Here is a 19,676-nt window from a genome sequence, read left to right on the forward strand (position 1 = left end):
GCGAACGAAGGAGCCTACGTGGTAGTGAACGTACCTACTCCCGAAGATTTCTACACTTCGGGCAAAGAATTGCTGAATTTTGCGTGGGATGCGACAGCGACACTTTTGGTCGAACTCGACAACGCAGACTTCTATGGTATTGAAGAATCAGATATGGCGGAAGTTTCCACTAAATATTGGGCCGCCTCTAAGCGAACACTTACCACTGCTCTGACCGTTATCCAACAAGCGGTCGAACTCGTTATCAAAGGAAGAATCGCCGAAGTCTCGCCCTACCTGCTGATTTCTGATGCTCCTGCGCGTTGGCCTTCGCCGTATGAAGCCCAACCGGTCGATTTTGAGCGCTTTAGAACCATCGACGCTCAGGACTTAGTGAAAGTCCACGACACCTTTGCGCCCGCCCAGTTCGAACCTAAGTTTATCGAGAAACTACGCCATCTTCGAGAAATTCGAAACATCGTCATGCACTCCGTTGGGAAAAACGTTTCAGTCCAAGTGGCTGAAGTTGTCGAGAGTGCGCTGTTTATGCACAAAAGCCTTTTCCCAGGCGAGCGCTGGTTTTCCGTGCGGCGAGAGTTTTTGCGCGGTGGACCCTACGCAGCCTTGGGTGCCGCCCAGTACGCAACGAACAACGCGTGCCGCGAGGCAAACATCGTCAAGAGACTCCTCCTCCCTCGGCAGGTCGAGACCTATCTTGGCGTGGATAAAAAGCAGCGAGCTTATTTTTGCCCGGTCTGCCTTGATGACGCGGATACAGACGCCGAGGTTCTCCCAGTCTTGGCGGTACTGAGGCCCAATAACCGCGAAGCAGCAGAAGTCTACTGTCCGGTTTGCAATGATGTCTGCCCGATAGAACGAGCGGAGCATCGCCAAAGTGGATGTGAGGGAAACCTTGTGTCCGCCGAAACCGGACAGTGCCTTGTGTGCGCCGGATGGCATCACGATGGTGACGACAGCTCGGATTCACACGCGTAGCGCCAGTGGTTTTGCCCTCAGCTCCGGACATCACAAGACCACTCACCCTTCCGTACTTTCTCGCACGTCAGCGATGTCTCGAGCAAATGCACGTCCATAGTGCTTTTGCTCCCATTCGCCCGAATAAACACCTCGGATATTTCCATAGGTCTCTGCTTTTGTTTCGATTGCGATGACCTTGTGAAATAGAAAGGACCCTGCGACAACTGCAAGTTTTTCTCCAGCCTCAAATCCCGCGGCCGCCTCCTCCTTGAGCTCTCGCAAAAAATCGCTCCGAGCATTTACTGCGGGAGCAAACGTCGAACTGATGACACTAGACTCGGGGAAAAGCACGACGTTCGTGCTGATTTCACCCGATTGCACCGACGGGACGATGATGCCGTCGACATCCGCCACGAAGCGAAGGCGCAAGTATTCGAAAACGACCTGCGTGGATAAGTAACTTAGGTCGTCTGTACGACTTTTCGGCCGAGACATCTTCTTGACGAGAGACTTCAGGAAAGTCTTAAGATGCATCGCCTTCAGATAGCCTACGTCCAAATTGGTTAGTTTCGGTGGCTCTAATCGTTCCAGTTGCGTCAAGTCTAGGAGTATCAGGCCCGTCGTCGGAGTCAGTGCAACGCTAACGACTTCGTCTCCGGTAATCGACCGTATTTCACTGAGACATGTCGCTCTATTTGAAGCGCAATAGAGCGCGGATATTCCGGATGGGGTCATCCGCTGATTACTGGCTTTTCCTCGAGGAGCCGGGCCGAATTCTTTTGGATTTGCGACGAGTTGTTTTGCCTTCGTGTAACCATCGACACTCCGCGCTCTGAAAATATGTTCCCCGCAATTAATTTGCCGAAGACACTCCGGCCTCAATACGCTTTCCTCGTCCACCAAGAGCGAGAACACTGAGTCGAGGAATTCACGAGCGGTCGTATTAAAGAATCGATGAGCGTGCCCGATGTTCTCAACGAAATCTTGCCAAGATTTCTCGTAGAAGTTTCGTTCCAACAGTCCGTCGTCACCGTAGAAATAAGTTTCGTATCCCCGCTCGTTGGTATTGAATTCTGACGGAACGGCGGCGCTCAGGTCGTCGAAATATGAGTCACCTCCAAGATTCAACCACTCGCTCAGAACGACGTCGATAGATGCAACCGCAATATCATCGGCTCCGCCTTCATAGAGCATGTCGTACTCAAATTGCGAAAGGTCGTTTTCGGTAGCGAAGTTCTCTTTAACCCGTTCAAAGATATAGTCGAACAGCGACTGTGCCGCTACTGAGGCGTTGTCACTGCCGCAGTAGTGGCATGTCGCAACTTGTCCCTTTTCCGAGACAAACCTCTTCAACGGCTGAGGGGTGACACAGTCAACGCAAATTATCATTTTGTTTGGGCAAGTTGGTCGCGAACTAAGAGGTATCAGTTAGATTTTAGGACGGCGTTCGGTGCAGGCAATCTGTTCTAGTCTCGTTGTTTTTCATATTGTGAAATCGGCGTCAGGCGGGCTCCCGGTGTGACAGCGATTCCGCGAATAGCCCCTCCTTTTATGGCCATATCGCAAAATAGTTTGGGGGATTTTGCCCGATAATCCACTTTACGGTTCGCCTCGCCAAGGGCGCAAACCTGAGTTGTTGAGAGCAACTCCGGCGTATCTGCCAGGACCACGTGCGAACGTAACCAACAAACGTGACTATCGCGAGCATGCCCGTGCCAAGCAACTTTCGCGGCCCGTTCGCACGCGAGTACGGCCGAACGTCAAAGATTGAAAAACCACCTGCATGCGACAACCTCTCGTCGCCTCAAAGGTGTCAGACAAACTAGAACGAGCAAAAAAACAATCCCATGTACCTTCACCGTGTATATGCAGAAAACTTCCGAGTATTTGGCACTCTCGCTGACAATGCACATCTCGACCTTCAGTTCCGTCAGGGTCTAAATGTGTTCGTGGGAGAAAATGACGCCGGGAAAACATGCATTGTCGACGTTGTCCGTTATGTACTATTGACAACGACCAATGACTGGCTTCGGATTGAAGATGACGATTTTCACATAAACGGAAGCTCGCAAGCCGACGAACTCAAGCTCGAAGTAGAGCTACGCGATTTGAATAAGGCACAACAGGCAGCCTTGCTGGATTGGCTAACCCTCGAGGAAGGCGTGGACCCTTATCTGGTTGTGCATCTTCGCGCCACCCGGCGTATCGAAAGCAACCGAGGCAGCAGGCTTAGTAATCCAGTCGTAAGCATCAATGCCGGGAAAGGTGGTACTGGCCCGGAGATTGGTTCAGCTGCACGCGAACTGATTCGAGCAACCTACCTCAAACCGCTGCGCGACGCAGTCGCGGAATTGCGGCCGAAAAAGGGGTCAAGGCTTTCTCAGGTGCTAAGAGCACACAGAGACGTAAAAAAAGAAAGCGCAAACAACTTCGACAAGAAAAATCCTGATGGAGCACCTGCTACTCTCGTCGAAATCATGGCTCAGGCGCAGTATCGAATTAGCACGAAGCAGGTCGTCAAAGAAGTCAGGGACACTCTCAATCGAGACTACCTCAAATCCTTGAGCTTCGAGAAAACGCCACTGTCTTCAGAGATTCGTGTCTCCGCCGAACTTACTCTAGCGCAAATACTTGAACGGCTGGAATTAACGCTCAGGCCACCAAGCGGAGTCAGCGAGGACATGGCCTGCGAACGAGGACTTGGCTATAACAACGTTTTGTTCATGGCTGCCGAATTGCTCCTGCTTAGTGATGGAGGCGGTAATGAGCTCGCCCTCCTCCTGATTGAAGAACCAGAGGCGCACCTTCATCCGCAGCTACAAGCGCGTATTCTAGCTATGCTCGCAGAAAAAGCGTCCACGAGCGGCATCCAGATTGTGGTGACAACCCACAGCCCCAGCATCGCATCTGCCGCCCCCGTCGACGCACTCACCCTTGTTACTGCCGGCAAGGCATATCCCCTCGGACGGGCCGAGACACGTCTCGATGGCTCAGACTACGAGTTCCTTCGCCGCTTTCTCGACTCTACGAAAGCCAATCTATTCTTTGCGCGCGGCGTACTAATCGTTGAAGGGCCTGCCGAAGCCATTGTACTCCCGGCTCTCGCCGAAGCCGTGGGCAGGTCATTCCAAGGTAATAGCGTTTCGACAGTGAGCGTAGGCGGAGTTGGTCTATTCAGATTCGCGCGAATTCTTCAGCGGAAGGACGGCACCAGCCTCCCGGTTCGGGTTGCATGCATTGGTGACCTAGATGTCGTGCCAGACGATATTAGCTACATCGAAGGCAGGAAGGACAAGGAAGAAAAGGGAATTCCTAAAACGAAAGATGGTAAAAATCATCAAAAGCGTAAGGTTCGCGACTACACGCCGCAGGAGATAGTCGAACTCAGAAAATCAAAAATCGACCGAGCGAGAGGCGGGAGCACTGAGGTCTTCATTGCGGACCATTGGACACTTGAATACGACCTGCTGAGGTCGGGAGTCGCTAAACACATGTTCGTTGCTGTTCGACTTGAACAGGCCGAAGGTAGCAAGGGTTATTTGACGGACGAAGAATACGAAACTGCACGCATAGATGCCGAAGCGGAGTACGCGACACTTGTCTTGCTTGAAAACCAAGAAACCATTGCGGCCAATGTCTATGAACTATTGCATACGAAGAAGGTATCGAAAGCTATCGTTGCGCAATACCTTGCGAAATTGGCGGCGGAAGGGCATCTTGGCACTGGAGATACCTTGCTCGCGAGTTTGCCGCCATACATCAAAGCTGCGTTCGACCACCTCGTTCCGGAGGTAGTTTGATGACCGCTCGCTTCTCATTGACTGAAGATGACCTCTTGAAAATTGGGCAGCTTTTTCCACGGCTCAGTTTTACCCGCAAGGAGCAAATTGACGCGATACTTGATGGAGGCACTGCTGATTTTCAAGCGGCACCAGGAAGCGGCAAGACGACATTGTTAGGTGCCAAGCTTTCCCTGATGGCTGCGAGATGGCCCTTTGCTCATCGGGGAATCTGCATTCTGACGCACACCAACGTCGCCCGAGAAGAAATTGAGCGCTGCTTGAATTCGGTTCCATACGGGAACGCACTGCTCGCCTACCCTCATTTCATTGGCACGATTCAAAGTTTTGTTAACAAGTTTTTGGCGCTTCCCTGGCTAAGGGAACTTGGAATCGACGTTCGAGAGACTGACGAAGACGCGTTTGCTGAGCAATTTTTTAGACGCGTCAACGCAAACAGAAGCGCGCGCATCTGGATTTCTCAAAGCCCTCAGCAGCGAACTCGTGCTGTGAAAGGTGTACGTTATCGTGGTGCTGATTTGCAGCTCGTAACGCACGACGACCTCACGCTGCCGGCCACTGGAACGACAATCGCGCATTTGCAGCTGGTTAAAAATGCCATGGCTCGAGAGGGGCGCCTCCGACACGAAGATATGTTTGCGTACGCTGAACAGGCTATCAGCAAGGTTCCAGGGCTCGTCGATGCTGTTGAGTATCGATTTCCCAACGTTTTTATCGACGAAATGCAGGATACAAGCGACGTGCAACTGAACGCACTGTACAAAGTGTTCCGGAACGACGCTGTTATCCAACGATTCGGAGATGTTAATCAAGCCATCTTGAATCGCACTCGGGGAACATTGCCCAACGCCTTCCCAGTCGCAAATTGCTCGGAGGTTCGCACGAGCCTTCGCTTTGGCTCTACCATCGCGGCGGTGGTAAATGCTGTCAAACCGGTTGGTGCAGAAATCGTGGGAGAGGGGCCGGCAGCGTTAGCGCCGCCAACGCTCATCTTGTATTCTGAGGCTACGATTCAGGATGTGATTTCACGCTTTGGTACATGGGCCGCTACCCTGCTACCGGCTGACGAAATCAGTCAATATCCGATAAAGGCAATTTGTGCCATTAAGGCAAAAGGCAATCCAGCCCAGAAAGTCGGACGCCATATAAGCGACTATTTCCCGGCTTTCGACGATGCCCTGACCCCACGCCCGACCAACCGTACAATACGGCAACTATTGAGGGCGGCTGCATCTACCTCTGGAGGAAATCGAGTTGGAGCTGCACGTTCTGCACTTCTGCAGATAGTTCAAGAGTACGGTGCAACGGCCTATAAAGAGGCTAGAACTTGGCGTCAGTTGGTGCAGATTGCGTCAGCAAATGACGTAGATATGGAAACGCTCAAGCAGCTTGTCTTGGAAATTGTCGTGGACCCAAGCGACTTAACCACAGATGTCTCAGCGCGGGACACAATTGCCACCTTAATCTCCAAGCTTGGCGAATTGATTGAAGCCGTGACCACGGCCGAAGATATTCCAGATGAGTGGCTCGTCGACACTGGTTCTGCAAACACACAAATGGATGGTGTCAACTCGTTGACCATCTCGGCGGGGGCGATGCGATTTCCATTGCATGTGGCCACGATAGCCTCTGTGAAAGGAGAAACCCATCTTGCGACCCTGGTCCTCGAGAGTTGCCGAAACAGGAAATTCGACCTTGCCAACATACTGCCCTATTTCTGTGGCTCTGAAACTCCTGCGAACGAAACACATGAAGAAAAGCTTCGGTCCTTGATGAATATCTTTGTGGCTGCTAGTCGGCCCCGACGACTGCTCGCGTTTGCCATGCACGCTGACAGAGCAACTGCATCGTCGCGCGCATCGCTTATAGCAAAAGGTTGGGACGTCAAGGACTGGACAAGTTGACATATCGCAGCTAGCTTCAGCCGAGACGGGCGCATGAGGCGCACCCCGCATTGCACTGGCTGCCCCGTCGGTCAGCCGACGTTCGGACCGTATTTTTTCGCTTTCTTGCATGTTACGACGGAATATTTTCCAACAAAGTTCACCATGACGACGGCCATTTGCAGCAACTGCATCGAAGACTCGCACTTTCGCGACTCGTTAGCCGAGCACTTCGAACATCTCGAATGCTCAGTGTGCGGCGAGGAATCCGACGAAGCTGTCACTGTCGAATCTCTAGCAGCAGTTCTTGAACCCGTCCTTCGGGAATATTTTGTCCAAGGTGCTGAGGAAAAGCATTACAGCGGCGACGATGACAAAGGATGGTGGGAACAAAGCGGTGAGCCGTTGAACGACATCATTCAGACGGTGACCGGACAATATTTTGACTTTGAGGATGAACTCGTCGACGCAGTCTGTGACCTCGATGATGCCTGGCCCGGTGACGGAGAAGAGCCGCTGTGGGAAGCAACGGCAAATTATGTTCCCCGTCGTCTCCTGCCTTACCAGTTCACGGAACATTGGAACGCGGCTGTCGAAGACTTGAAGCGCAACCGACGCTTCTTCAGCGTCAGTGTCCGCGACCTCTTTGACAGCCTGTTTGCGAACGTAGGCCAATTGTTCGCTACGCATCGAAACGGCAATTTACCCGTCACGGTCTTGTTGCCGGTCAAAACTATTTTGTTCAGAGCTCGGGTGTGCTCGTCAATAACTCAAATGGGAAAAATGGCCGACGCACCCCTGGAGCTCATTGGGCCGCCACCTAGTGAACTCGCCAAGTCTGGCCGAATGAATCCCGAAGGTGTCGTCGTACTATACGCAGCATTCGAGGAGGACACCGCCCGCGCGGAACTCAGACCGGCTATCGGCAACGATTTAGCTGTCATCAAACTCGTTACCACTCAACCATTGAAAGTTCTTGATTTGGAGCGGCTCGAACGTGTTACAGCCGCGACGAATCTGAGCTACTTTCAGCCCGACTACGAAGAACAGGTCACAAAACATACTTTCCTTCGGCGTCTCCACGGACTTATATCTCAACCTGTCGTACCAGGCAGGGAATCAGACTATTTGATTACACAAACGATGGCAGAGTATCTCGCCCATGTTCATGCCGAGAAATTTGATGGTGTGAAATTCGCGTCCGCTCAGTCAGCTGGAGGCATGAATGTCGTACTCTTCAGTCGACATGGCGGAGACATAGGTTCTACGCGAGAACGTTTTAACGTTGACTATTTGCCGGAAAGCATAAGTTTTTCGCGAGTCACACAAGTGCACTATTCTCATACCTCGGTCAAGTTCGTTGTACGTGACGACGGCCAGTCATTCGCCTACCTGCCAGATTTGCAACACCACGAGGACGAAGACGATTACGCATGACGCGGCTCGGATGCTCCGATACGTCACCGCGGGACCGCCGTGGTGAGATAACTGGTGAACGTCGAGGAGGGCCTGCGTCCTTCATGAGGCTTGTCGAATGACTAGCAGGTGATTGGGTGTATCGACATGGCGTTCAAAAAATCATTCGATGCGAACGAAGAGCTGACGGGTGAGTAAAACGGGAGCAGATGTCCCGGTCTGCAAATCGGCGATGGTGTTATGCCGCCAGCCGGTGCTCGTAAAACGGTCGATGGCGGTCGTCCAGGATAGCGTAGAGCGAGTCAAGGTCCTCTGGGTCTGGATGCAGCCATGCCTCGACGTTTTCAGGCTTGATTGGAATGATGCACCGGTCATGGCCGGCTGCTGCGACTTCCGGTGGTGGTTCATCGGTAATCGCAGCGAACGACAGCAACTCGTCCTGCCCGGGCGCTGTCCAGCGGGACCATAAGCAAGCTACAAGCATCGGTTGGTTGTCTTCCGGGTGGAACTCCAGCACAAGGTTTTCGTCCTTCTTGCCTTCGGCCAGCGCCCGCCCCTCTGCCTTCGCTTTGCTCACGTTTTCGTAAAACACGTCGACGACCATAATGCCGTGCGTATGTCCGAAGCAAGGTTTCCAGAAACCTTCCAGATTGTCTCGACGGGCATTGTATGTGCTCGGAAAACGGACATCGTAGTCCGAAGGCTTGCCCGCAACACGGCACTGGTATCGCATCGGCTTCAACACGTATTCGCCGTGCTCCATCATAAGCACCGGCGCGTAGTAGCCGGGGAAGATGCGCGAGTCGCGTGGCTGCGGTTCTGTCCGGTTGATGTCCTCGATGCGACGTAGCGCAGCCTCGATTTTGTCGGTAGCGATGCGCCGACTTTCGGTCGCAGCCTTCGTCACTTTCGATTCCAGCTTGCGCTCGGCTTCCGTCAGGCGGGTGCGCTGCTTGAAAAGGTCCTGCTCGAGCTTCGTCTTCTGCTCGGCGCGCGTCTTTTCAATGAGCTGCCAAATCTCACGCTCCCCGTCGTTCTGCGGGGCGCGGAAGGAATCGTCGAGCGCCTTCGGTGTCTTCGCGGTGTGCCCTTCCGCCTGCAGGAAGTAGAGACGCGCAAACTCGGCGATGTCCATGTGCGCGCCGAACATCCGAACGTACCGGCGATAGTCCGCCAGGATTTGAGCCGAATAGCACATTGTCATCTCCGTTGACTGCATCGTATGTCGGTGCCGATGCATGACCCATCACATCCGCGGCAGAAATGCCGGTCGCGCACGCTGTCGTCGACCCGCCAGCTGTTCGCGGCGTCAGGTGACCTGGTGCCCACCGTTCGGTCGTTCTCGCTTGCGAAAAACGTTGGCTCGCCCGCTCTGCCGCGCGTGACTGCCTCGTCAATAGTCGCATCCCCGAACGCATGACGCAATTCGGCCACGAATGCCGCTATCTCCGGCATCGGGTGCTTGCGTACAGGCATATCCATCGTCGTCTCCCGTCGCGACCAAAAAGGGGGCACTTCACAAAATAGAATTTTGATATACGATACTGTACATCCATACAGCATTTTTCACCAATGGCCTCCTTGCCCGAACACGTCGAGTCGATTCACCCAGCGCTCTGGCGCGGGGCGCAGCTTGCGCGTGTGCATGGGAAGACCGTGGATACGGGCTATGCGGCCCTGTCTGCTGAGCTACCGGGTGGCGGTTGGCCGTTGGGCGCACTGGTGGAACTGCTGGTCCAGCAACCCGGGATTGGCGAAATGCGGCTTCTGAAGCCGGCGCTCGCCGAGCTGAGCGCGCGGCCGATTGCGCTGCTGCAACCGCCGCATGTCCCCAATTCGCTGGCGTTCAGCTATCTCGGCGTGCCAGTGGAACGTCTTATGAGATTGCGCGCGCCGAAGACGGCAGATGCGCTCTGGTGCGCGGAGCGCGTGTTGCAGGCTGCGAGCTGTGGTGCGCTCATCCTATGGCAGCAGCACATCCGGACCGAGGCGCTGCGGCGATTACACCTGGCGGCGCAGGCGTCGGAAACGATGCTTGTACTCATCCGGCCGCTGGCCAGCGCACAGGACGCTTCGCCTGCCACGCTGCGACTGGGAGTCAGACCAACTGACGGTGGCCTCGTCGTCGACGTCGTCAAGCGACGGGGCCCAATACGAAGCGAAATGCTGTCCATTACCCTGCAACCGTCACCGATTCTGCTCAGCCCCTATGGCCGTGTTCGTCGCCATCTTCCTTCCCCGGCTTTCGCTGGAGGTGTTCCGTCCGAGGTGGTCGCCTCGCACTGAGCACGGGTGCGTCGTGCTCGAGCGCGACAAGGTTGTGGTGGTGGATACGATGGCGCGGGAAGCCGGTGTGCTGCCCGGCATGAAACGGGGCGGAGTGACGACACTTTCGCCCGATGCGTTGATGTACGACCGGAGCGTCGAGCGTGAACGCGAGATGCAACGCGAGGTCGCTTTCGGTTTGCTACGTTTCTCGCCGCAGGTCGCGGTCTGCGACGAGGAAACCATCGTCATGGACGTCACGGCCAGCCTGCGTCTCTTCGGTGGCATCCGGCGCGTCTGCGAATTCATGCGCGACGTTGTGAAATCCATCGGTGTGACTGTGCGCATGAGCGTCGCCCCAACTGGCCAAGGCGCGTGGCTGCTCGCAAAACGCGGCCGCTGCCGTGTGCTCAAGATGCCTTCTCTTGAGCGCAACTTGAACGCATTGCCGTTCACGGTCGTTCAAGAACTGCGTCCGTTCGCTGACTGGTTCGAGGGACTTGGCTGCCGGGTGTTGGGTGACGTCCGCCGCTTGCCGCGCGCCGGGCTGAAGAAGCGCTGCGGTGCAGGCTTACTCGATGCGCTGGACCGCGCCTACGGCCTTTCGCCCGAGCTGTATCAATGGCTCGAGCTGCCACCGACCTTCAGCGCGCGCACCGAGCTCCCCGACCGTGTCGAGCATGCCGAAGCCATCTTGTTTTCGGCGAAGCGGCTCATCGTCCAGATGTGTGGCTGGTTGAGCGCGCAGCAACTCGCGCTCACTCACGCCACTGTGTCGCTTGAACATGAGCGTGGCCGCGAAGCCGTCGAGCCGACCACCTTCGAAGTCGCGCTCGCAGAACCGACATGGCACGAGGAGCATCTCGTCCGCTTGTTGAAGGAGCGCCTTGGTCGCACCGAACTCCCAGCCGCCGTACTCGCAGTGCGCCTCACCGCATCCAGCGTGCAGCCCGCAGAGCCACCGAGCGATTCGCTGTTCCCTGACCCAGGCGGGTCAGCCGAAGACCACAACCGGCTCATCGAATTGCTGGTCGCGCGGCTCGGCTCCGAGAATGTGGAGCGCGCGGCGCCAACATCCGACCATAGACCAGAGATGGCGAACCGATGGGTGCCCATCCAGAGCGACGCGAAGGCACAGGCGCTGCCCGTTGAACTCCCGCGACCGACCTGGCTGCTTGAGGAACCCATCAAGCTCATGATGAAGAATCATCGACCGTTTTACGGTTCGCCGCTCAGGCTCGTCTCGATGGGCGAACGCATTGAGGCAGGTTGGCATGACAGTGAAGCAGTCACACGAGACTACTACGTCGCTGAAGCTGCCGACAAAAGCTGCTACTGGATATTTCGCGAACGGCCTGTCGTGAAAACTGAGGAAGTCCGCTGGTTCCTGCACGGCCTGTTTGGCTGAGCGGACAGGACGGTGCGCTCGTGGACTTTCCATCGTCAATGCTTCCAGATTATGCGGAGCTCTTCGCATTCACCAACTTCACGTTTCTCCATGGCGCGTCGCACGGGGAAGAGCTGGTGCAACGTGCATCCCAGCTTGGATACTCGGGACTTGCGATAACCGACGAGTGTTCGCTCGCCGGTGTCGTGCGCGCCCATGTCGAGGCGAAGAAAGAGAAGCTGCCGTTGGTCATCGGTTCTTACTTCCGGCTCGTGCATGCGGACCGGACGCCCGCATTTGGCCTCATCCTGCTGGCACAGAACCGCGAAGGCTACGGCAATCTCTCCGAACTCATCACGTTGGGACGCATGCGCGCAACGAAGGGTGAATACCTGCTCACGCCGCACGACATCTTGAGGCCAGAGAAAGGCTACACACATCTCCGCGGCATGCCGAACTGCCTTGCCATACTGGTGCCGGCCTTCCCAGCGAAAGAGGCCGCGCTCGCCGTTCAGCTCGAATGGATGAATGATGTATTTGCAGGTCGAGCATGGGTCGGACTCACCCTGCACCAGCGAGCGATGGACGACATCCATCGCGGCATCGTCGAACATGTGGCTGACCAGTATCGCGTGCCGGTCGTGGCGACGGGGAACGTCGTCATGCACGTGCGCTCACGCAAGCCGCTGCAGGACACGATGACGGCAATCAGGCTTCGGAAGACCGTTGCTGAATGCGGCTATGACCTCGCGCCTAATGCCGAAGGGCATCTGCGTTCGCGGTTCCGGCTGGGCAACCTGTATCCGACGCGCGCGCTGTACGAGACGCTCAACGTTCTCGAGCGATGCCAGTTTTCGCTCGACGAACTTCGGTATGAATATCCGGACGAGCTTGTGCCGAGTGGCTTCACGCACGAAGCGTATCTGCGCCAGGAGACGTACATCGGCGCGCACCGGCGCTATCCCAGTGGCATTCCACACAACGTGCAGGAGCAGATTGAGCATGAACTGCAGCTCATCCGCGAACTGGAATACGAAGCGTACTTCCTCACCGTCTACGACATCGTGCGCTTCGCGCGCAGCCAGCACATCCTGTGTCAGGGGCGTGGGTCAGCTGCAAATAGTGCGGTCTGCTATTGCCTTGGGGTGACAGAGGTTGACCCATCGCGCGGGAATATGCTGTTCGAGCGATTCATCAGCAAGGAGCGTGGTGAGCCGCCCGACATCGACGTCGACTTCGAGCACCAGCGCCGCGAAGAGGTCATCCAATACATCTACCGGAAGTACGGCCGCGACCGTGCGGCCATCGCAGCGGCGGTATCCACATACCGACCGCGCGGCGCGCTGCGTGAAAGCGGGAAGGCTCTCGGCGTTGACCCGCAAATTGTGGACAAGGTCGCGAAGTCACATCAGTGGTTTGACCACTCGGCCGACCTCCTCCAGCGCTTTGCGGAATCAGGACTCGACCCGGAAAATCCGCTCATCGGTCTATGGGCGAAGCTGGCTGCGCAGATTCTCAATTTTCCGCGCCATCTGTCGCAGCACTCTGGTGGTTTCGTCATCAGCCGCGGCAAACTCACTCGCCTAGTGCCCGTCGAGAACGCGGCGATGGCGGACCGCTCCGCAATCCAGTGGGACAAGGACGACCTCGAAGCGCTTGGGCTACTGAAAATCGACGTACTCGCGCTAGGAATGCTGTCGGCCATCCGGCGCACGCTCGACATAGTTTCGGAGCAACGCGGCGAGCGCTTCGAGATGCAGGACATACCGGCTGAAGACGCGGCGACCTATGAAATGATTTCGCGCGCCGACACGGTGGGCGTATTCCAGATTGAGTCGCGCGCCCAGATGAGCATGTTGCCGCGGATGAAGCCGCGCGAGTTCTACGACCTTGTTATCGAGGTCGCCATCGTCCGCCCTGGCCCGATTCAAGGCGGCGCTGTGCATCCATACCTGCGCCGTCGACAGGGTCTGGAGCCAGTGACCTATCCAAGCGAAGCACTGGAGGTCGCGCTCGGGCGGACGTTGGGCGTACCCATCTTCCAGGAGCAGGTGATGCAGGTTGCCATTCTGGCTGCCGGCTTTACACCCGGTGAAGCGGACCAGCTGCGCCGTGCGATGGCTGCATGGAAGCGCAAGGGTGGCCTCGACAAATATTACGACCGCATCGTCAATGGCATGACGGAGCGCGGCTATACGAAGGACTTCGCCGAATCCATCTTCCAGCAGATTCACGGCTTCGGCGAATACGGTTTCCCTGAGAGCCACGCGGCGAGCTTCGCGCTGCTCGTCTACGCGAGCAGCTGGCTAAAGTGTCACGAGCCGGAAGCGTTTCTTGCCGCAATGCTTAACAGCATGCCGCTCGGCTTTTACTCAGCGTCGCAGCTCATCCAGGACGCGCAGCGTCACGGCGTGAAGGTGCTGCCGGCTGACGTCACCATCAGCGGCTGGGATTCGGTCCTCGAGCGTCATGCATCAGAATCGAGGACGGCCGTGCGCCTTGGCCTCTCGCTGCTGAAGGGCATGAAGGACGGCGCCGCCGAACGTATTGAAGCTGCGAGAGCCGTGAGACAGTTTGCCAGCGTCAGCGACCTCGCCAAACGCGCGCAGCTCGACCGGAAGGACCTTCAGGTTCTGGCCGCCGCGAATTCGCTGTCGTCGCTCGCCGGTAACCGGCGCGAAGCCCTCTGGACGTCTGTCGCCGCGGTACCCGACCGTGACATTCTTGCCGATGCGCGCGCGGATGATGAAACGCCTGTGCTTGGCGCGCCGTCGGAGGGCGAAGACATCGTCGCCGACTACAACTCGATGAGCCTCACGCTCGGCCGGCATCCCCTTTCGTTGCTGCGGCCGCAGCTGCTCGAACACCGTCTTCTGCCGGCCGCGACCCTCATGACGTATCGCAACGGCAGGCTCGCTCGCGGTTGTGGTCTGGTCACGGTACGTCAGCGACCAGGGACGGCGAAAGGCGTGATGTTTCTGACCATTGAGGATGAGACCGGCAATGTCAACGTCATCATCTGGACATCGGTCCAGGAGAAGTTCCGGCAGGAGGTGCTGGGCGCGTCGCTCCTTGCTGTGTATGGAACGTGGCAATGCGAGGGCGAGGTCCGCCACCTGGTCGCCCAGCGACTTGTCGATATGTCGCACTTGCTCGGTGGGCTTACCGCCGTCAGTCGAAACTTCTGCTAGCAGCTACCGGCTTTGCTGAGCGAAGGGGTTGATGGGGTACACCTTCTCGGGTTGATTGACGCGCTCGAGCATCTGGACCTTTGACCAGTCCGCCACCATTGCCTCCAGGCCTCGCACCACGTTGGCTTCCAGCGGCTGTATCCCCGCGTCACCGTTGAAGTTAGCGCTGAACGCCGCGTGGAATCGGTACTGAAAGTACCCTGAGATTTCGGCTATTCGCTCAGGTGTATTAGAGTCCGTGTAGATGACAGACACGGGCGAGAACGGGTCATAGTAAATCACATTCGGGTAGTCAGTTTTGACTGCGACGCGCGGTTCGTCGCAGACAATCAGCGAGCCTACGAGCTGGATTGAGCCTTTCATGCCCTTCGGGGTTTTAACCACCCAGATTCGCTTGGGCAAGCGCCCCGCGAGCTCCGAGAGCTTCGAATTATTGGAGCCAAAGTACCCCACCTCGCGGCTTTTGAGATTGGTTTCGAGCTTTTGCCAGTAATAAAAGATGTCCATTCAACGACGCCTGATAGTTCGGTAGGTCGACAGATTGCCCTTCATGTTACCAACTCGGCGCGGAACTCCCCCCGACCAGCGGCCCGTACATCACTACCTCAAGACGAACCCTAGTTGCTCCGAAAGCTGCCTGCTGCACTACCGTGTGAAACATCCACCAAGCGTCGGCAGGTCACAAAGCTGGTCTAGGCTCAGCTGCAAAAGCGAAATACACCCTTTTATAAGGGGCTTTCTGCTTGCATTGACTACAAACCGTTGCTACGCTTGCCTCCAGCTTAAGACGGCGCATGTGCCGAGTGCTTTATCTCTGGGGTGCCTCGTCTTAAGCATTCTCAAAATCTGAAAATGAGGATGTCCATGGTAACGAAGACGGTAAAACCCGCAGCCAAGAAAGCTGCAACCAAGACGGCAGTGAAGAAGGCTGCAGCCCCGGCGAAGAAAGCGGCTACGGCGCCTACTGCGCTCAAGCCGATGAAAGATACGTTTACTAAGGCGTCGCTCGCCACTCACGTCGCCACGCAGGCCGGTGTCGAACCGAAGCAAGCGAAAGCCATCCTCGCGGCCTTGGAAGACACTATTCTGGGCGCTGTTCACAAGAAGGGTGCTGGTGAGTTCACGCTCTCTGGCCTGCTCAAGATTGGCGTGCAGCAAGTGCCGGCCAAGAAAAAGCGCTTTGGCAAGGACCCGTTCACGGGTGAGGAGCGCTGGTTTGACGCCAAGCCGGCCAGCGTGAAGCTCAAGGTTCGTCCGCTCAAAAAGTTGAAGGATGCAGCGGCTTAAGCGTTCCGTCATGGTTGACCGAAGCCCGCTTTCGAGCGGGCTTTTTTTCGGGTTCGTCCTACACGCGTGCACGGCAGTCCACATCAACCGCCAAAGGCGCAACGCTTCTGTCGTTATCGTCGGCTGGACGCGAAGCCGATGTCACTCCTTCGTTCCACCCTTGCGCAACGCCCTCCGCATGAGGCCGATGTGGCATGCCAACCGTCACAAACAGGAGTATCGTTGTGTGATGGCCGCTATCGCCGTGCGCGACTTTACTCTTCAGGCAAGGCGAGTAGCGCCTCTCCTCAGTGTTTTCAACGGAGGCAGCGATGAGCAAAGGAGCAAGCGACAGCCAAGGTGGCGCTCGCGGCAACTCGGGCGGTGCATCGAAGGGCTCGTCCAGCGGAGCCAAATCAGCTGCGAGTAACGGCCGCTCGGGAAGTGGCTCTTCAGGCGGTAACTGGCCGAGCAAGACTGGAAATCCGTCAGGCGGTGGGCGTAGCAACGCCGCACCTCGCGGAAGTCGTTGACGAGCGATTCATCAAACGCGTATCGCCCCCCAAGTAATTTGCAGTATATCTTCGCGCGGTATCTTGGTTACGTTGCAAGCGCCTGCGCGGTTTCGTCTGGTGACTGCCTACTGCCGCGCGATTGGCGAAGAAATATTTCCGCAATGCCCTTGGTGGGAATACTCGTGTCCAACTTCGCAAGCTCTTGCGGTTTCACCCACCGACAACGCGCGATTTCATTCGACGGCACTGGCTCTGATTCATTGGTCAGCCGAACGATGAACACGAAGTGGCGGGTCCGCAGCCCGCGAAACTGGAACAGGTAGTGGCTACTGGAAACCTGCAATCCGGTCTCTTCGCCGAGCTCGCGGATGGCCGTCGATGCGATGTCTTCGCCTATCTTCTGCCGTCCACCTGGGAAGGCCCAGCGCCCACGCTCACGCGCGACTAGCAAGACATTACCATCGCGTTCACAGATGACTGTGGCTCGCTGCTTCATCGTTTTATCGTCTCTCCGCTGCGCATAGCACTTCGATGTTCGAGGTAGGTCTCTATTATGCCTCTCGATGAGCCACAGGCCATCGACCAAGCCAATATCGCCCCGGGTACGTCAGGAACTTCGCGCTCATCGGCGTGGCAGGAGGAGTTCATCAATGGCTCGCTGGCCGGCGGTACTGCCGGCCAATAGTGCATCGGCCTGCATTCCAAACCGGCGTCCATTATTTCCGGTCACGTGAATCGGTCCGCAACATGGAACGTCACTGCCCTCTATGAATACTTGAACGACCGCGTCGCAACCTGAATCTGACATTCCGTTGCCCGCAAAGCTACTCGAGCTGTAATTCTCTATCGATACGCTGATGACATATCCACGATAGGGGTAGTTACGCTGCATGCTGTTACCTCCGTCACAGCAGAATAGCCGGTCAAATGTCTGCCGATATTTCGCTGTTCCCAATCGGCAGTTGACACCGCATCGCGCACTTGGCGCGAACGCTCAGGCACACGGCTGTATCGTCAACTCAAAGATTTCCATTGTCTCTCTTCCTCGCGAGCAGTGCGGATACAGATGGAGGCGCTTCTTGTAGGCCGATGGTTGCATGGGGCTCGGACAAAGCCCCGCTGGCACCTAAAAGGCGTCGAAAAAACCGACGCATCTCGCGACGCACATACCAAGGCCACCAGGCGATGTGATAAAACCAGACGCAACCGGAGCGATAACCTGAGCGCCATTCGACGGACGGCGCGACGCGAGGAAAGCTCTCTAGCCCGCGGTGGCCTATTGCCATCATCCCTACGGTCATCCACGACAGGCCGAGTACCAGTCCGGGTAGCGACGTGAAACACAACACGAGAAACAGCGCTGCGGGCAAACAGACATCAAGGCGTGCTCTTCTGTGCATATCGGTCCCTCAGCGCTCGCGCATCCGTTGCTCAATGCTGGACGCATAGATACTCGGTATTTACCGGTTTGGGCTTTCAGCATGGTTATCATTAATAGATTACACGTGCGTGAACAACAAGAACCCCTTCGGCCTCTCGGGAGGTTCAGTCTTTCACGCACTTCCATCCAAACCGTGCGACAGACTTCGCGAAAGTTTGTCGTATCGCCGCGCACGATAAACCCGCAGAAATATTTTTCCGACAAATCGCCCCGGCGTGCCACGAGATTTGCGAGCACTGTCGCTCAATACGAAATCATCACCCCTGTCGCGCGGTATACATACTGCTGCCCGTTCCACGGTGTGGCCGCGCGACTGGTCGGACATCAACGGCAGCAGTCGCGGGACAGCCGGTACTGTGGGATAGCCTTGAGAAACCGGACAGGGTGGCGAAGTTAGCGCCCTGAGGCGAACGGCTGACGGGCGACGCTGGCTCCGAGGGGCATCTAACGATGCATTGGAACATGTCTGAAGGCCCCGCGCAGGATAAGGCGGGGCTCCTCTCCACCAAGGGGCATTCGGAAAAACGATAGATGTACCCTTGAGAGAATGCTCAAACGTAGGAAGGTGAAACCAAGGGCTTAGGGAGTTAAATCGTCATAAAAAATCGAAGGCCACACCCGGCATCGGTAAGCGGAACAACCTCTCATGTACCGTTTCTCGTACGGCGGAAGTGAAGATGCTTGAGGCTTTTGACCTCGTCTTCCCAATTGGATACAAGAACCCATATTCCAAGGGAATTTCTTCAGAGAGCGGGCGCATGACAAGGTTCGGTGCGCCAGATGAGATTGCGACAAAAAGGTCGGCCAATGCGACACCTAGACCCTGAGCAGCAAGCTCACACGCGATGAGCCCGTTCGTCGCTTCGTACCGTATGTTCGCCGTTCGCTTTCGGTCACGGAACAACCGCTCGAGATGTTGTCGAAGCAGCGACCTCGAATGAGTCGCAACAAGCGGCAAATCCAGAATATCGTCGAACGCGAGAACGTCTTTTTCCGCGAGTGGATGATTTTCGGACATGACGAGAACCGCCCGTGTCCTGATAAACGGTTCCACCTCGATACCTGGATTGTCGATGGGCAGGATGCTAAGCCCGACGTCAAATTGTTCGGGGGTTATCCACGTTTCGATGTCGAGCCGCACGCGCGTAGCTACCTCCGCTGTGAAGCCAGGCAACTTGTCCTGTACAACCACCAGGGCAGGCGAAACCAATGCATTCGTCGCGTGCGGTGCCACCAGGATTCGGAGGTGGTCTGAAGCGCCTGAACGAATCTGCGCAGCCGAACGAGTGAGCGACTCAATCTCACGGATTACACGGTCGACCTCTTCATAGAAGCGCCATCCCTCAGGGGTCGCATGCAGCCGCTTGCCAACACGGTCGAAGAGTTTGAATCCGACCGACTCTTCCAGTGAAGAAAGCAGCCGGCCAACCTGTGGTTGGGTCCGCGAGAGCCGGTCGGCGGCCAGCGTTACCGACCCACATTCGATGAAGGCTTTGAACGCCTCGATTTCCCGGACATTAAGCATGAGCGCTCCATATGCGTTTTTCGCACATTA

General features: G+C 56.4%; 13 protein-coding genes. 8 read left to right on the forward strand and 5 right to left on the reverse strand.

Annotation, left to right across the window (positions count from 1 at the left end; all coding sequences use genetic code 11):
• Window positions 1–18 precede the first annotated feature (18 nt).
• On the forward strand, window positions 19–975 hold the full coding sequence (locus ACEN8U_RS26825; RefSeq protein ID WP_413657879.1) for a hypothetical protein: 957 nt from the start codon (window positions 19–21) through the stop codon (window positions 973–975).
• A 42-nt stretch (window positions 976–1,017) separates the two neighbouring features.
• Here ACEN8U_RS26825 and ACEN8U_RS26830 read toward each other — a convergent pair whose 3' ends face one another.
• Window positions 1,018–2,310 carry an RES domain-containing protein gene (locus ACEN8U_RS26830; RefSeq protein ID WP_413657881.1) on the reverse strand — a complete coding sequence of 431 codons (1,293 nt, stop codon included), beginning with the start codon at window positions 2,308–2,310 and terminating at the stop codon, window positions 1,018–1,020.
• A gap of 494 nt (window positions 2,311–2,804) precedes the next feature.
• On the opposite strand from ACEN8U_RS26830, the gene ACEN8U_RS26835 reads away from it, so the two are divergent.
• From ACEN8U_RS26835 to ACEN8U_RS26845, 3 genes are all read left to right on the forward strand, one after another.
• The gene (locus ACEN8U_RS26835) at window positions 2,805–4,757 is read left to right on the forward strand and encodes an ATP-dependent nuclease (protein WP_413657883.1); all 1,953 of its coding nucleotides are present in this window, start codon (window positions 2,805–2,807) and stop codon (window positions 4,755–4,757) included.
• Window positions 4,757–6,661: a UvrD-helicase domain-containing protein gene (locus ACEN8U_RS26840; RefSeq protein WP_413657885.1), complete on the forward strand. Its 1,905-nt coding sequence runs from the start codon at window positions 4,757–4,759 to the stop codon at window positions 6,659–6,661. The genes ACEN8U_RS26835 and ACEN8U_RS26840 overlap by 1 nt, the downstream gene beginning before the upstream one ends.
• Before the next feature lie 144 nt (window positions 6,662–6,805).
• A complete protein-coding gene (locus ACEN8U_RS26845) occupies window positions 6,806–8,077 on the forward strand; it encodes an RES domain-containing protein (protein ID WP_413657887.1) in 1,272 nt (423 codons plus the stop codon).
• A 217-nt stretch (window positions 8,078–8,294) separates the two neighbouring features.
• Here ACEN8U_RS26845 and ACEN8U_RS26850 read toward each other — a convergent pair whose 3' ends face one another.
• Window positions 8,295–9,254: an SOS response-associated peptidase family protein gene (locus tag ACEN8U_RS26850; RefSeq protein ID WP_413657889.1), complete on the reverse strand. Its 960-nt coding sequence runs from the start codon at window positions 9,252–9,254 to the stop codon at window positions 8,295–8,297.
• 374 nt (window positions 9,255–9,628) lie between these two features.
• Between ACEN8U_RS26850 and imuA the strand changes: the two genes are divergently transcribed.
• The 3 genes from imuA to ACEN8U_RS26865 are packed head-to-tail and all read left to right on the forward strand — an operon-like array spanning window position 9,629 to window position 14,899.
• On the forward strand, window positions 9,629–10,342 hold the full coding sequence (gene imuA / locus ACEN8U_RS26855; protein WP_413657891.1) for a translesion DNA synthesis-associated protein ImuA: 714 nt from the start codon (window positions 9,629–9,631) through the stop codon (window positions 10,340–10,342).
• On the forward strand, window positions 10,266–11,729 hold the full coding sequence (locus ACEN8U_RS26860) for a Y-family DNA polymerase (RefSeq protein WP_413657893.1): 1,464 nt from the start codon (window positions 10,266–10,268) through the stop codon (window positions 11,727–11,729). Before imuA ends, ACEN8U_RS26860 begins: the two co-directional genes overlap by 77 nt.
• 38 nt (window positions 11,730–11,767) lie before the next feature.
• On the forward strand, window positions 11,768–14,899 hold the full coding sequence (locus ACEN8U_RS26865) for an error-prone DNA polymerase (RefSeq protein WP_413658624.1): 3,132 nt from the start codon (window positions 11,768–11,770) through the stop codon (window positions 14,897–14,899).
• 3 nt (window positions 14,900–14,902) lie between these two features.
• On the opposite strand, the gene ACEN8U_RS26870 is transcribed toward ACEN8U_RS26865, so the two are convergent.
• Window positions 14,903–15,406 (reverse strand): hypothetical protein, encoded by a 504-nt coding sequence (locus ACEN8U_RS26870; protein ID WP_413657895.1) that lies wholly within the window; start codon window positions 15,404–15,406, stop codon window positions 14,903–14,905.
• Between the two features lie 351 nt (window positions 15,407–15,757).
• Between ACEN8U_RS26870 and ACEN8U_RS26875 the strand changes: the two genes are divergently transcribed.
• The gene (locus tag ACEN8U_RS26875) at window positions 15,758–16,186 is read left to right on the forward strand and encodes an HU family DNA-binding protein (protein WP_413657897.1); all 429 of its coding nucleotides are present in this window, start codon (window positions 15,758–15,760) and stop codon (window positions 16,184–16,186) included.
• A 579-nt stretch (window positions 16,187–16,765) separates the two neighbouring features.
• Here the strand turns inward: ACEN8U_RS26875 and ACEN8U_RS26880 are convergent.
• Window positions 16,766–17,176: an NUDIX hydrolase gene (locus tag ACEN8U_RS26880; RefSeq protein WP_413657899.1), complete on the reverse strand. Its 411-nt coding sequence runs from the start codon at window positions 17,174–17,176 to the stop codon at window positions 16,766–16,768.
• A gap of 1,540 nt (window positions 17,177–18,716) precedes the next feature.
• A complete protein-coding gene (locus ACEN8U_RS26885) occupies window positions 18,717–19,646 on the reverse strand; it encodes a LysR family transcriptional regulator (RefSeq protein ID WP_413657901.1) in 930 nt (309 codons plus the stop codon).
• Window positions 19,647–19,676 lie beyond the last annotated feature (30 nt).

Source organism: Paraburkholderia phenoliruptrix, from assembly GCF_047325075.1.
GTDB lineage: Bacteria > Pseudomonadota > Gammaproteobacteria > Burkholderiales > Burkholderiaceae > Paraburkholderia > Paraburkholderia phenoliruptrix.

Bases quoted from the DNA above. Each gene is read 5' to 3' on its own strand.
- ACEN8U_RS26835 (WP_413657883.1), top strand. From the start codon at position 2,805: ATGTACCTTCACCGTGTATATGCAGAAAACTTCCGAGTATTTGGCACT.
- ACEN8U_RS26840 (WP_413657885.1), top strand. From the start codon at position 4,757: ATGACCGCTCGCTTCTCATTGACTGAAGATGACCTCTTGAAAATTGGG.
- ACEN8U_RS26845 (WP_413657887.1), top strand. From the start codon at position 6,806: ATGACGACGGCCATTTGCAGCAACTGCATCGAAGACTCGCACTTTCGC.
- ACEN8U_RS26850 (WP_413657889.1), bottom strand. From the start codon at position 9,254: ATGTGCTATTCGGCTCAAATCCTGGCGGACTATCGCCGGTACGTTCGG.
- imuA (WP_413657891.1), top strand. From the start codon at position 9,629: ATGGCCTCCTTGCCCGAACACGTCGAGTCGATTCACCCAGCGCTCTGG.
- ACEN8U_RS26860 (WP_413657893.1), top strand. From the start codon at position 10,266: ATGGCCGTGTTCGTCGCCATCTTCCTTCCCCGGCTTTCGCTGGAGGTG.
- ACEN8U_RS26865 (WP_413658624.1), top strand. From the start codon at position 11,768: ATGCTTCCAGATTATGCGGAGCTCTTCGCATTCACCAACTTCACGTTT.
- ACEN8U_RS26870 (WP_413657895.1), bottom strand. From the start codon at position 15,406: ATGGACATCTTTTATTACTGGCAAAAGCTCGAAACCAATCTCAAAAGC.
- ACEN8U_RS26875 (WP_413657897.1), top strand. From the start codon at position 15,758: ATGTCCATGGTAACGAAGACGGTAAAACCCGCAGCCAAGAAAGCTGCA.
- ACEN8U_RS26880 (WP_413657899.1), bottom strand. From the start codon at position 17,176: ATGAAGCAGCGAGCCACAGTCATCTGTGAACGCGATGGTAATGTCTTG.
- ACEN8U_RS26885 (WP_413657901.1), bottom strand. From the start codon at position 19,646: ATGCTTAATGTCCGGGAAATCGAGGCGTTCAAAGCCTTCATCGAATGT.